This is a genomic window from Streptomyces sp. CB01881, from assembly GCF_002953255.1.
GTDB lineage: Bacteria > Actinomycetota > Actinomycetes > Streptomycetales > Streptomycetaceae > Kitasatospora.
Map to the genome: position 1 here is coordinate 5,467,169 of NZ_CP026498.1, position 13,450 is coordinate 5,480,618.

Sequence of the window (13,450 nt, forward strand, 5' to 3'; positions counted from 1 at the left end):
ATCCGGGCATTTGTCGCAGAGCGGTACCAGAACGCCGCCGCCCCCTCCCCGGCGGCGGCCCGATGCGGCTACATTGCGGCGGTGGCACAGTTTCGACTCCAGGGGTCCAAGACGCTCGCCGTCGACATGACGGGCGACGGCGTGAAAGCCAGAAACGGCTCGATGGTCGCGTACAGCGGCCAGATGAGCTTCAAGAAGCTCAGCGGCGGTGGTGACGGCCTGCGCGGCATGGTCACCCGCAGGCTGACCGGCGAGCAGATGACGGTCATGGAGGTGAAGGGGCAGGGCACCTGCTACTTCGCCGACAAGGCCACCGAGATCAACCTCGTCCGGTTGAACGGCGAGACGCTCTACGTCGAGTCGGACAACCTGCTCTGCACCGAGGGCACGCTGCGCACCGGCACCACCTTCACCGGTCTGAACGGCATCTCGTCCGGCAACGGCCTGTTCACCACCAAGGTCGAGGGCAGCGGCTGGGCCGCCGTCACCTCCAAGGGGCCGGCGATCATCCTGCGGGTCACCCAGGGCATGCCGCTGCGGGTGGACCCGGGGGCGTACGTGGCGCACACCGGCAATCTGAGCCGCAGCCTCAAGTCGGGGGCCGGCTGGACGACGTTCATCGGCGAGGGCGGCGGCGAGGCCGTTCAGGTGGAGTTCTCCGGCGAGGGCCTGGTGTACGTGCAGCCGTCCGAGAAGCTGACCGTCGGGGGCGACGTCTGATGCCGTTCACCAGGATCAACAACAAGATGATCGAGGCCCGGGTCGTCCCCGGGCAGCGGCTGTTCAGCCAGCGCGGCGCGATGCTCGCGTACACCGGCGAGGTCCGGTTCACGCCGAACATCACCGGCGGGCAGGGCGGGGTCATGTCGATGATCGGCCGCCGGGTGGCCAACGAGGACACCCCGCTGATGACGGTCGAGGGCCAGGGCACCGTGATGTTCGGCCACGGCGGCCACCACGTGCACGTGATCGAGCTGGCCGGCGACACCCTGTACGTCGAGGCGGACCGGCTGCTGGCCTTCGACGGCTCGCTCCAGCAGTCCACCATGTTCATGGGCTCGCAGGGCGGCGTAATGGGCATGGTCCGCGGCCAGGTGACCGGCCAGGGCCTGTTCACCACCAAGCTGGACGGCCACGGATCGGTCGCGGTGATGGCCCACGGCGGCGTCTTCGAGCTGCCCATCACCCCGCACCAGCCGGTGCACGTCGACCCCCAGGCCTACGTCGCGCACCGCGGCCAGGTCCAGAACAAGCTGTCCACCGCGCTGGGGTGGCGCGACATGATCGGACGCGGCTCCGGCGAGGCGTTCCAGCTGGAGCTGTCCGGCAACGGCACCGTGTTCGTGCAGGCGAGCGAGGAGAAGCTCTGATGTCCTACCCGCCGCAGCCCCCGTACGGACAGCCGAACGACCCGTACGGCCAGCAGCAGCCGTACGGCCAGCCGTCGCCGTACAACCAGCCCACCCAGCCCGGTTTCCCGGCCGCCCCGCCGCCGCCCGGCTACGGCCCGCCGCCCGGCCAGGGCTACCCGCCGCCGCCGCCGCCGGGCCACCCCCAGCAGGGCTATCCCCAGCAGGGCTACCCGGCGCAGCCGCCGCAGCAGTACGCCCAGGAGCAGTTCGGCGGCGCGCAGGCCCCGCTCCCCAAGGCGCAGGACGGCTCCGGCCCGGTGGTGCACGACGCGCACAGCCTGCCGGTCAACGACAACGTCAACCCGTACGCCTTCTCGGTGGACCTGAACGGGTCGTACTTCCTCCAGAAGGGCAAGATGATCGCCTACTACGGCGACATCTCCTTCAAGGGCGTCGGCGCCGGCGCGATCGACCGGATGCTCGGCCAGCACTTCAACTCGCCGATGCACGCGGCGGACTGGGTGGTCGCCGAGGGCCGGGGCAAGCTGCTGCTGGCCGACCGGGCGTTCGACCTCAACTCCTACGACCTGGAGGAGGGGAACCTGACCGTCCGTTCGGGCAACCTGCTGGCGTACGAGCCGACGCTGCGGCTCAAGCAGTCGATCATCCCCGGCTTCCTGACCCTGATCGGCACCGGCAAGTTCGTGGCCGCCTCCAACGGCCCGGTGCACTTCGTCGAGCCGCCGATCCGGGTCGACCCGCAGGCACTGGTCGGCTGGGCCGACTGCCCGGCGCCGTGCCACCACTACGACCACGACTACATGCACGGGGTGATCGGCGGCATCCGCCGGCTGACCGGGCTGGGCGGGGCGTCCGGCGAGGAGCACCAGTTCGAGTTCATCGGTGCCGGCCAGGTGCTGCTGCAGTCGACCGAGGTCCTGATGGCCGAGCGCGCGGTCGGCCAGGTGCACGCCGAGGCGGGCGTGCCGATGGGCGGGGTGCCGTCGCAGCACGCGTCCGGCCACGGCAGCCAGCTGCCCAACGTCAACGTGCCGGGTCTCGGTAACCTGGGCGATCTCGGACGGCGCTTCGGGCTGTGAACCTCCACCGGCCCGCGAGTCCGTCCAGGTCCGTGGCCCTCCACGGGTCCGCGGGCCGGATGCGCCGGACGGGCCGGTGGGCCGGTGGGCCGGTGGAGCCCCGCAAGTTGTACAAGATTTAACTAAATGCGGTATGCTCTCTCCATGGATACGCACACAGCCGACGCCGCGGACGTCTCCCCCCCGGGCCCCGAGGAGGAGACTCCCTGGCTGACCGCCACGGAGCAGCGGCTGTGGCGCGCCCACCTGGAGGTCGCCAAGCTGCTCGACTACCAGCTCGGCCGCGAACTCCAGCCGCACGGCCTCGCGATCAACGACTACGAGATCCTGGTCGTGCTCTCCGAGGCACCCGAGCGGCGGATGCGGATGACCGACCTGGCCACCGCCACGCTCCAGTCCAAGAGCCGGCTCTCGCACCAGATCACCCGGATGGAGACGGCCGGGCTGGTCCTGCGGCAGGAGTGCCCGGGCGACCGCCGCGGCCTCTACGCCCACCTCACCGAGCAGGGCTGGGCGACCATGCAGAAGGTCGCCCCGGACCACGTGCGCAGCGTCCGGGCGCACTTCATCGACCGCTTCACGCCCGAGCAGCTGGACGCGATGTACGAGGCGCTGGCCCCGGTCGCCGAGCACCTGCGCGGTCTGCGCGGCCGCTCGTAGCCGTCACCCCCGCCCCTCTCCGGGCCGGGGGCGGGGGACGCCCGCAACGCCCGAGGGCCGGTCCCCCGCACCCGACGGGGACCGGCCCTCCTGCGTGCGTTCAGCCCCGGGTGAGCCCGGCGACCAGCTCGTCGGCGGCCCCGTACGGGTCCAGCTCACCGGCCACCACCCGCTCGGCCAGGGTGACCAGGTGGCGGTCGCCGTGCAGGTCGCCGATCCGGGCCCGCAGTGCGGCCAGCGCGATCGCCTCGACCTCGTCGGCCGCCCGGCGGCGGCGGCGCGCGGCCAGCTCGCCGTGCTCCTCCAGCCAGGCGCGGTGCTTCTCCAGCGCCTCGACCACCTCGTCCACGCCCTCGCCGCGGGCCGCGACCGTCTTGACGATCGGCGGGCGCCAGTCCCCCGCCTCGCGGGCCTCGCCCAGGCCGAGCATGTGGTTCAGCTCCCGGGCGGTGGCGTCGGCGCCGTCCCGGTCGGCCTTGTTGACCACGAAGAGGTCGCCGATCTCCAGGATCCCGGCCTTGGCGGCCTGGATGCCGTCGCCCATCCCGGGGGCGAGCAGCACCACCGTGGTGTCCGCCTGGGCGGCGACCTCCACCTCGGACTGGCCGACGCCGACGGTCTCGACCAGGATCACGTCGCAGCCCGCCGCGTCCAGCACCCGCAGCGCCTGCGGGGCGGCCCAGGAGAGACCGCCGAGGTGGCCGCGGGTGGCCATCGAGCGGATGAAGACCTCCGGGTCGGTGGCGTGGTCCTGCATCCGGACCCGGTCGCCCAGGAGAGCACCGCCGGAGAACGGCGAGGACGGGTCGACGGCCAGCACCCCGACGCGCTTGCCGAGCCGGCGGTAGGCGGAGACCAGCGCCGAGGTGGAGGTCGACTTGCCCACGCCCGGCGACCCGGTCAGCCCGACGGTGTAGGCCCGGCCGGTGTACGGCGCCAGCGCCGCCATCGCCTCGCGCAGCTGCGGGGCGGCGTTCTCGACCAGCGAGATCAGCCGGGCGACGGCACGCGGACGGCCCTGCCGGGCCTGCTCGACCAGCGTCGCGACATCGATCATCGGGATCTCCTTACGAGTCGGGGCCGCGGACCGCTTGTGGCGGTCCGCAGCCCCGAAGATATGTCGGACGATCAGGCCTTCGGAACCCTGACGATCAGCGCGTCACCCTGGCCGCCACCACCGCAGAGGGCCGCCGCGCCGACGCCGCCGCCGCGCCGCTGGAGCTCCAGCGCCAGGTGCAGCACCACGCGGGCGCCGGACATGCCGATCGGGTGGCCGAGCGCGATCGCGCCGCCGTTGACGTTGACGATGTCGGAGGAGACGCCCAGGTCCTTCGTCGACTGGTGGGCGACGGCCGCGAAGGCCTCGTTGATCTCGATCAGGTCGAGGTCGGCGGCCGTCAGGCCCTCCTTGGCCAGCGCGTGCTTGATCGCGTTGGACGGCTGCGACTGCAGCGAGTTGTCCGGGCCGGCGACGTTGCCGTGCGCGCCGATCTCGGCGATCCAGGTCAGGCCCAGCTCCTCGGCCTTGGCCTTGCTCATCACGACCACGGCGGCGGCGCCGTCGGAGATCTGCGAGGAGGTGCCGGCGGTGATCGTGCCGTCCTTGGTGAAGGCCGGGCGCAGCTTGGCCAGGCCCTCGACGGTGGTGTCCGCGCGGATGCCCTCGTCCTGGCTGAAGACGACCGGCTCGCCCCTGCGCTGCGGGATCTCGACCGGGACGATCTCGGCGTCGAAGACGCCGTTCTGCTGCGCCTTGGCGGCCCGCTGGTGCGAGGCGGCGGCGATCTCGTCCTGGACATCGCGCGGGATGCCCAGGCGGGTGTTGTGCTTCTCGGTGGACTCGCCCATCGGGATGTTCTCGTAGGCGTCGGTCAGGCCGTCGTGGGCCATCGCGTCCAGCAGCTCGATCGCGCCGTACTTGTAGCCCTCGCGGGACTTCGGCAGCAGGTGCGGGGCGTTGGTCATCGACTCCTGGCCGCCGGCCACCACGATGTCGAACTCGCCGGCGCGGATCAGCTGGTCGGCCAGCGCGATGGCGTCCAGGCCGGAGAGACACACCTTGTTGATGGTGAGCGCCGGGACGTTCATCGGGATGCCGGCCTTGACGGCGGCCTGGCGGGCCGGGATCTGGCCGGCGCCGGCCTGGAGCACCTGGCCCATGATCACGTACTGGACCTGGTCACCCGCGATGCCGGCCCGCTCGACGGCGGCCTTGATCGCGAAGCCGCCGAGGTCGGCGCCGGAGAAGCCCTTGAGCGAACCGAGCAGGCGACCCATCGGGGTCCGCGCACCGGCAACGATCACAGAGGTGGTGTTGGTCATGGGACGAGCCCCTTCGCACGTCGTGGCCAGGTGTGGATGCCGCTCAATGTACTGACCTGTAACCCGCCCGTCACCGGAGCGACGGTGTGATCGAGCGCACTGGCACTGTCCAGTCAACACCGTGTCAAGCCGGTCCGGGTGAACCCTGCCCCGACCGGCCGCGTCCGCACCGTGTGAGCAGGCTCGCACCCCCATCGCTGGCGCGCTCCGGCCGCATGCGCTGCACTGTTGCCGTCCCGTTGCCCGCCCAGACCCGGAGGCCACCGTGCTGACCCGCATCGACCACATCGGCATCGCCTGCCGCGACCTCGACAAGACGGTCGAGTTCTACCGCGCCACCTACGGCTTCGAGGTGTTCCACAGCGAGGTGAACGAGGAGCAGGGGGTGCGCGAGGCCATGCTCAAGATCAACGACACCGGCGACGGCGGCGCCTCCTACCTCCAGCTGCTGGAGCCCACCCGGCCCGACTCGACCGTCGCCAAGTGGCTGGAGAAGAACGGCGAGGGCGTTCACCACATCGCCTTCGGCACCGCCGACGTGGACGGCGACTCCGAGGACATCCGCGCCAAGGGCGTCCGCGTCCTCTACGACCAGCCGCGGATCGGCTCGATGGGCTCGCGGATCACCTTCCTGCACCCGAAGGACTGCGGCGGCGTGCTGACCGAGCTGGTCACCTCGGCCGAACCGGGCGATCACACGGCCCACTGAAACCCCCCGGCGGGTGCCGCCGACGGGCGGCACCCACTGGTGACCCGTCAGTAATGTCGCCCTCTGCCCGGAAAACCCCCACGCGGCCATTCCCCCGCAGGGCGCTCCCACTACAATGCCCAGGTGCGCGAAGACTCCGGGGGACGGGGACGACGAGCACGGCCGATGACAGGCCCGTCCGCCCTCCGGTGGCCGGCCCGTCAGGGGAGTCCATTACGCGGGCACGGCTGAACAGTCGCATCGGATCTGTCACCATTCTCCACAGGCAAGAGTTCGCCCAGAAGTCCACCCGGACGGGGGAACGCGGAACCACCGCGCTCCCGGCCAGGGCTTCGACGACCGCGGCGGACGCCCCCTGCTGAACAAGGGGTCGTCCACCGGCTGCGGATGCAAGGACCAGTCGGACCGGGGCCCCGGACAGCGGGTGCCCGGGAACGGCCGGGTCGAGGACGCAACCAGGAGATGGATGGGACCGCGGAGTGCGGGGCTACGAGGCTGACGATCACCTCTCCCAGTTCGAGGCCGACATGGATCGGACGCGGAAGGAGCGGGACAAGGCGGCCGAGCATGCCGAAGACCTCGCCTACCAGGTGGAGGTGCTCCGGGCCAAGCTGCACGAGTCCCGCCGCATGCTCGCCCAGCCGCGCGCCTTCGACGCGGTGTCCGGGCAGGCCGAGCAGATGCTCCGCACCGCGGAGATGCAGGCCCAGCAGCTGCGCGCGGACGCCGAACGGCACCTGCGCGACTCCCAGGCGGCCACCCAGCGCCTGATGGCCGAGGCCGCCGAGCGGACCGCCCGGCTGGAGGCCGAGCTCGCCGCCCGCCGGCGCCAGCTGGAGGACGAGCTCACCGAGCTGCGGCGCAGCGCCGAACAGCACGTCAACGAGAACGTCAACTGGGCCGAGCAGACCCGCGCAGGCACCGAGCAGGAGGCCCAGCGCCTGCTCCAGGAGGCCCGCGGCGAGGCCGACCGGCTGATGGCCGCCGCCCGCGCCGAGGCCGCCGCCCTGTCCGACCAGGCCCGCGCGCAGACCGCGGCCGACGTCGACGCCGCCCGCGGCGAGGCCCAGGCCGCCGCCGAGGCCGCCATCCAGCGCGCCCAGAGCGACGCCGAACGGCTGCTGCGCGCCGCCTCCGAGCAGGCCCAGCAGGCCGGCGCCCAGGCCGCCGCCGACGTGGACGCCGCCCGCGGCGAGGCCCAGCAGCAGCTGGCCGCCGCCCACGTCGCCGCCGAGCACCAGCTCGCCGCCGCACAGGCCGAGATCGGCCGGCTCAAGGAACAGGCCGCCGCCGAGCAGCAGCGCGCCCAGGAGGCGCTCGCCCACGCCCAGGCCGAGATCGAGCGGCTGCGCGCCCAGGCGATCGCCGAGGCCGAGCGCACCCGTCGGGAGGCCGCCGAGCTGCGCGCCCAGGCCGAGGCCGCCGCCGAGCAGCTCCAGGCCGACGCCGAGGCCGCCGCCGAACGCAAGGTCGCCGACGGCGAGGCCGCCAGCGAGCAGCGCTCGCAGACCGCCCGGGCCGAGGTGGCCCGGATGGTCGCCCAGGCCACCAAGGAGGCCGAGGCCATCAAGGCCCAGGCCGCCACCAAGCAGGCCGAGGCGGAGGCCGCCAAGGCCGCCGCCGCCGAGGAGAGCGAGCGGCTGCGCGCCACCGCCGAGTCGGTGGCCGGCGAACTGCGCGGCGAGGCCGAGGCCGCCATCGCCGAGATGCGGGCGCGGGCCGAACGCGACGTCGCCGAACTGCGGGCACAGGCCGAGGCCGCCGCCGGGCAGCTGCGCAGCGAGGCCGAGGAGGCCGGCCGCGCGGCCGGTGCCAAGGACGCCACCGTCCACCTCGCCAAGGCCGCCAAGACGGCCGAGGAGGTGCTCGCCAGGGCCAACCAGGACGCCGAGACCGCCCGGGCGGGTGCCGCCACCGAGGCCGAGCGGATCCGCACCGAGGCCGCCGCCGAGGCGCAGCGGCTGCGCGAGCAGGCCCAGGCCGCCGTCGAGCAGGCCCAGAACGCCGCCCTGGACGATGCCGCGGCCGTCCGCGAGCGGATCCGCGAGATGCAGGACGAGGCCGCCCTGCTGCGTGCCGAGGCCGAGGAGCTGCGCGCCCAGGCCGCCGCCGAGGCCGACCGGGTCCGCGGCGAGGCCCGCCGCCAGGCCGTCGTCCAGATCGAGGAGTCGGCGAAGAACGCCGAGGAGCTGCTCACCAAGGCCAAGTCCGACGCGGACGAGCTGCGCGCGGGCGCGGCCGCCGAGATCGAGCGGCTGCGCGAGCAGGCCAAGGAACAGGCCGTCGAGACCCAGGGGCGCGCCGAGCAGACCCTGGCCCGGGCCCGCGCCGAGGCCGGGAAGACCGTCGCCGCCGCCGAGCAGCAGGGCCAGGACGCGCTCGCCGCCGCCAAGGCCGCGGCCGCCGAGAACCGTGCCGCGGCCGAGCGCGAGACGGCCGAACTGCGCCGCGAAGCAACCGAGTTCGACCAGCGGGTGCGGGCCGAGGCGACCTCCGCCGCGGAGGCGCTGCGGGCCGACGCGCAGGCCGAGGCCTCCGCCGTCCGGGACGCCGCGGTGGCCGACGCCGAGCGGCTGCGGACCGAGACCGACACCGAGGTGGCCCGCTCCCGGGCCGAGGCCGAGGCCGCCGCCGACGCGCTGCGCGAGGAGAGCCGGCGCGAGCACGAGGAGGCCGCCGCCGGGCTGCGCCGCGAGCGCGAGGAGACCGCCGAACAGCTGTCGGCCGCCCGGACCGCCCGCGAGCAGGCCGAGCAGGCCGCCACCGAACTCACCGAGCGCACCGCCGCCGAGACGACCGCCCTACGGGAGGCCGCCGACACGCACGCCGACCGCGTCCGCAGCGAGGCCGAGCAGGCCGCCACCGAACTCACCGAGCAGACCACCGCCGAGACCTCCCGCCTGCGGGCCGAGGCCGAGGAGGTGCTGGAGGGTGCCCGGGCCGCCGCCGAGAAGCGCCGGGCCGAGGCCGAGGAGGCTGCCAAGGCGCTGCGCGAGCGGGCCGACGCCGATCTCGCGCTGGCTTCCGAGCAGGCCGAGACCGTCCGCGCCGAGGCCGGCCGGGAGCTGTCCGAGGCCCGCGCCACCGCCGACTCCGTCCGCGCCGAGGCGCAGGAGGTGCTGGAGCAGGCCCGTGCCGAGGGCGAGGAGCTGGTCGCCGCCGCCGGGGCCGAGGGCGCCAAGCTGGTCTCCGCCGCCGAGGACGAGGCCGCCGAGGTCCGCCAGTCGGTGGCCGGCATGCACGAGGCCGCCTCGCAGCAGATCGCCGAGCTGCGGGCCACCGCCGAGGCCGAAGCCGCCGAGCTGCGCCGGGAGGCCGGCCAGGCCGCCGCCGAACTGCGCGACACCGCCGCCCGCGAGAGCGCCGAACTGCGGGCGCTGGCCGAGCGGGAGAGCGCCGAACTGCGCGAGCGGACCGACCTCGCCGTCGCCGAACTGCACGAGACCGCCGACCGGGAGACCGCCGAGCAGCGCGCCCTCGCCGACTTCGAGACCGCCGAGCAGCGGGCCGTCGCCGAGCGGGAGACCGCCGACCTGCGGGCCCGCACCGCCGCCGAGACCGCCGCCCTGCGCGAGCAGACCGAGCTGGAGCTGGCCGCCGAGCGCGAGGCCACCGAGGCCGAGCTGGGCCGCCGGCGGGCCGAGGCGCAGGCCTACGACGAGCGGCTGCGCGCCGACGCCGAGGCCGAGCTGCGGGCCGCCCAGGAAGCCGCCGAGCAGCACCGCGCCGACGCCGAGGCGCAGGCCGCCCGGACGGTGGCCGCCGCCGAGGCGCAGGCCGCCGCCGCGGTCGCCGAGGCCGAGGAGTTCGCCGCCTCGCTGCGGGCCGAGGCCGAGGAGTACGCGCTGGCCACCCGCAGCCTCGCGGACGAGTACGACGCGGCCGCCCACGCCCGCGCCGACGCGTACGACGCCGACACCCGCGAGGCCGCCGAGCAGTTCGACAAGGCCACCCGCGATCAGGCCAAGTCCGTGCTGGAGAAGGCCTTCGCGGACGCCGAGGCGCTCGGCGAGGACGCCCAGACCACCGCGCTGGCCACCACCGCCGCCGCCGAGGAGCAGGCCGACGCGATGGTCGCGGCCGCCCGCAAGGAGGCCGACCGGCTGGTCGCCGCCGGCGAGGCCGCCGGCCAGGCCGAGGTCGAGAAGGGCCGGGCCGACGCCGACGCGCTGCTCTCCGAGGCCCGCCGGGACGCCACCGCGATCCGCGAGCGCGCCGAGGAGCTGCGCGAGCGCACCGACGCCGAGGTGGAGGCCCTGCACGAGCGCGCCCGCAAGGAGAACGCGCAGGCCATGAAGTCGGCCGGCGAGCGGGTGGACGCGCTGGTGACGGCCGCCCAGGAGCAGCTGACCGAGGCCGAGGAGCAGGCGATCGCCGCCGTCACCGAGGCCGAGGAGCGGGCGGCGGCGCTGGTCGCGGCCGCCGAGGAGCGCGCCAACGAGCTGACCTCGGAGGCGTCCGCCGAGGCCAGCAAGGTCCGGATCTCGGCCGTCCGCAAGGCGGAGGGCCTGCTGAAGGAGGCCGAGACCAAGCTCGCCGACTCGACCGACCGCGCCGAGGCCCTGATCGTCAAGGCCGAGGCGAAGCTGAAGTCCGCGCAGGACGAGGCGGAGGAGCGGCTCGAATCGGCGTCGGCCGAGGCGGAGAAGCGGCTGCGGACCGCCGACGAGTCGGCGGAGGAGCAGGTCGAGCTGGCCAAGACGGAGTCCGAGCGGCTGCTCACCGAGGCCCGGGCCGAGGCGAAGCGGGTCACCGACGAGGGCCGGCGCGAGCTGGACGAGCTGGTGCGCCGCCGCAAGGACATCAACACCGAGATCTCCAGGGTGCAGGACGTGCTGTCCGCGCTGGAGGCGTTCGAGGCACCATCACCGGTCGCACAGGCCAACGGGGGAAGCAGCACCAAGAAGGACGGGGGCGCCAAGGCCGGTGCCGGAGTTGGCGCTCCCCGGTCGGGTGGCAATCGCTCCAAGAGCGCACCACCCGATTGAGCGGACATTGTCCGCGAGACAACGGCGTTTCGCCGTAGACACTCCGGTACCGTGTCAGGATTCCCTCAACCACCTCAGCGGTTTGACGACAGGAAGCCCAGAACCCCATGAGCGACAGTCACTCCCCTCACGGCTTCGACCTGGTGCGCCGTGGGTACGAGCGTGCCCAGGTCGACGAGCGGATCACCAAGCTGGTGGCCGACCGTGACAGTGCCTTGACCCGGATCAGCGCGCTGGAGAAGCGCATCGAGGAACTCCACCTGGAGACCCAGACCGCCCAGGCGGCGGTCACCGAGGCGGAGCCCTCCTACGCCGGTCTCGGCGCCCGCGTCGAGAAGATCCTGCGGCTCGCCGAGGAGGAGGCCAAGGACCTGCGCGACGAGGCGCACCGCGCCGCCGAGCAGCACCGCGAGCTCGCCGAGGCCGCTGCCCAGCAGGTCCGCACCGAGGCCGAGAACTACGCCAAGGACCGCAAGGCCAAGGCCGAGGACGAGGGCCTGCGGATCGTCGACAAGGCCAAGAGCGACAGCGCCCAGCTGCGCGCCGAGGCCAACAAGGACGCGCAGAACAAGCGCGAGGAGGCGGACGTCCTCTTCGAGGAGACCCGCACCAAGGCCGCCCAGGCCGCGCTGGAGTTCGAGACCAACCTGGCCAAGCGCCGCGAGCAGTCCGAGCGCGACCTGGCCGCCCGTCAGGCCAAGGCCGAGAAGCGCCTGGCCGAGATCGAGCACCGGGCCGAGCAGCTGCGCCTGGAGGCCGAGAAGCTGCGCACCGACGCCGAGCGCCGGGCCCGCCAGACCGTCGAGACGGCCCAGCGCCAGTCCGAGGACATCGTGGCGGACGCCAACGCCAAGGCCGACCGGATCCGCAGCGAATCCGAGCGCGAGCTGGCGGCGCTCACCAACCGCCGCGACAGCATCAACGCCCAGCTGACCAACGTCCGCGAGATGCTGGCGACGCTGACCGGCGCGGCCGTGGCCGCCGCGTCGCTGCCGAACGACGACACCATGGGCGTGCCCGCCCAGCAGTCGCGCTGACGCCGCGCCCGACGGGCCCTCACCCTCCGGGGCGGGGGCCCGTCGTGCTGTCACGACGGCACCGGCGGCCGGACTCCGACGCCGTCGCGGCCGGCCCGGGCCACGCAGGCCGGCGGGCCCTCGCGCGTTCAGCGCGGGTAGGCCCCGTCCGGCCGCTGGTGGCCACAGCTCAGTTGGTTGCCGTCGTCGTCCGAGACGGTGCCGAACCACGAGGTGCACCAGACCGAGACCGAGTCCGGCCAGTACTGCACCTCGAAGGGGTGCCCGGAGCCGTAGTCCCCGTACGAGGTGACGATGAACGTCTCCCCCGGCCGCAGCCAGTAGTCCTCGCCCAGCGGCTCCAGCGTCAGCTCGACCAGGCCCTCACCCCGGTTGGTGACGGGCATCCGGCCGGTGACCTCCAGCGCCGAGAAGTCCCAACTGCCCTGCTCCGCCTTCCGCTCGCTCATCCGGCCACCCGCTCCAGCAGTCGGCCGACGGCGGCGTTGAACTCCTCCGGCGCCTCCAGCGCGCTCAGGTGGCCCACACCCGGGAGCACGGTCAGCTCGGCGTCCGGGCTCGCCCGCACCATCAGCTCGGCCTCCGTGAGCGGAATCAGACCGTCCTGCGCCCCCGCCACCACCGCGGTCGGCACCCGCAGCCCGGCCAGCACGTCCAGGCTCTCCGGCCGGGCCGCCATCGCCCGCTGCGCCCAGGCCACCGCCGCGGGTGACGCCGCGGCGATCAGCCCCTGCACCCGGTCGACCAGGTGCCCGGAGTCCGGCCCGAGCTGGCCCGCCGCCATCTTCTCGTCCAGCAGCAGCTGGACGCTGTCGCGGGCCAGCACCGCGGCGGCGATCCGCTCCCGGTTGGCCCGGGCCGCGTCGGTGTCGGCGGTGGCCTTGGTGTTGGCCAGCAGCAGTCCGGCCAGCCGGTCCGGGTGGCGGCGGGCGAACGCCAGCGCCACGTAGCCGCCCATCGAGAGGCCGCCGAGCACCGCCCGCCCGATCCCGGCCGCGTCCAGCAGCAGGGCGACGTCGTCGGCGAGCGCGTCCAGCGAGGGCTCGTCGGTGCCCAGCTCGGTACCGCCGAAGCCGCGCTGGTCGGGGGCGAGCACCCGGGCCCCGTGGCCGGTGGGCCCGGGCAGGGCGTCCAGTTGCGCGGACCACATCGAGGCGTCGAGCGGGAAGGAGTGCAACAGCACGAGGGGTGTTCCGGTACCGCTCTCGCGGACCGACACTGCGGAGGGGGGCTGGGTCATGGGCCCACCGTATTCCGGTGCGCCCGGCGGGCCCACTCAGCG

The 13,450-nt window shown here is 74.0% G+C and carries 11 protein-coding genes; 7 read left to right on the top strand and 4 right to left on the bottom strand.

The window, feature by feature from the left end:
* The first annotated feature begins 81 nt into the window (after positions 1-81).
* From C2142_RS13635 to C2142_RS13650, 4 genes are all read left to right on the top strand, one after another.
* Positions 82-720, top strand: coding sequence for an AIM24 family protein (locus C2142_RS13635; RefSeq protein WP_148642886.1), 639 nt, complete (start codon positions 82-84; stop codon positions 718-720).
* On the top strand, positions 720-1,370 hold the full coding sequence (locus tag C2142_RS13640; protein WP_148642887.1) for an AIM24 family protein: 651 nt from the start codon (positions 720-722) through the stop codon (positions 1,368-1,370). Before C2142_RS13635 ends, C2142_RS13640 begins: the two co-directional genes overlap by 1 nt.
* 299 nt (positions 1,371-1,669) lie before the next feature.
* Positions 1,670-2,452 carry an AIM24 family protein gene (locus C2142_RS13645; RefSeq protein ID WP_174315698.1) on the top strand — a complete coding sequence of 261 codons (783 nt, stop codon included), beginning with the start codon at positions 1,670-1,672 and terminating at the stop codon, positions 2,450-2,452.
* A gap of 144 nt (positions 2,453-2,596) precedes the next feature.
* Entirely contained in the window at positions 2,597-3,112 is a 516-nt protein-coding gene (locus C2142_RS13650; protein ID WP_148642889.1) for a MarR family transcriptional regulator, read from the top strand.
* Positions 3,113-3,212: 100 nt separating this feature from the next.
* Here the strand turns inward: C2142_RS13650 and meaB are convergent, their stop codons facing one another.
* Entirely contained in the window at positions 3,213-4,169 is a 957-nt protein-coding gene (gene meaB / locus C2142_RS13655) for a methylmalonyl Co-A mutase-associated GTPase MeaB (RefSeq protein ID WP_148642890.1), read from the bottom strand.
* Positions 4,170-4,240: 71 nt separating this feature from the next.
* A complete protein-coding gene (locus C2142_RS13660; RefSeq protein ID WP_148642891.1) occupies positions 4,241-5,434 on the bottom strand; it encodes an acetyl-CoA C-acetyltransferase in 1,194 nt (397 codons plus the stop codon).
* A gap of 265 nt (positions 5,435-5,699) precedes the next feature.
* On the opposite strand from C2142_RS13660, the gene mce reads away from it, so the two are divergent.
* From mce to C2142_RS13675, 3 genes are all read left to right on the top strand, one after another.
* On the top strand, positions 5,700-6,143 hold the full coding sequence (gene mce / locus C2142_RS13665) for a methylmalonyl-CoA epimerase (RefSeq protein ID WP_148642892.1): 444 nt from the start codon (positions 5,700-5,702) through the stop codon (positions 6,141-6,143).
* A gap of 527 nt (positions 6,144-6,670) precedes the next feature.
* Positions 6,671-11,131 (top strand): hypothetical protein, encoded by a 4,461-nt coding sequence (locus C2142_RS13670; RefSeq protein ID WP_148642893.1) that lies wholly within the window; start codon positions 6,671-6,673, stop codon positions 11,129-11,131.
* A 107-nt stretch (positions 11,132-11,238) separates the two neighbouring features.
* Positions 11,239-12,168: a cellulose-binding protein gene (locus C2142_RS13675; RefSeq protein ID WP_148642894.1), complete on the top strand. Its 930-nt coding sequence runs from the start codon at positions 11,239-11,241 to the stop codon at positions 12,166-12,168.
* A 128-nt stretch (positions 12,169-12,296) separates the two neighbouring features.
* On the opposite strand, the gene C2142_RS13680 is transcribed toward C2142_RS13675, so the two are convergent.
* Both C2142_RS13680 and C2142_RS13685 read right to left on the bottom strand, forming a co-directional pair.
* On the bottom strand, positions 12,297-12,617 hold the full coding sequence (locus tag C2142_RS13680) for a hypothetical protein (RefSeq protein ID WP_148642895.1): 321 nt from the start codon (positions 12,615-12,617) through the stop codon (positions 12,297-12,299).
* Entirely contained in the window at positions 12,614-13,408 is a 795-nt protein-coding gene (locus tag C2142_RS13685) for an alpha/beta hydrolase (RefSeq protein ID WP_148642896.1), read from the bottom strand. The genes C2142_RS13680 and C2142_RS13685 overlap by 4 nt, the downstream gene beginning before the upstream one ends.
* Between the last annotated feature and the right edge of the window lie 42 nt (positions 13,409-13,450).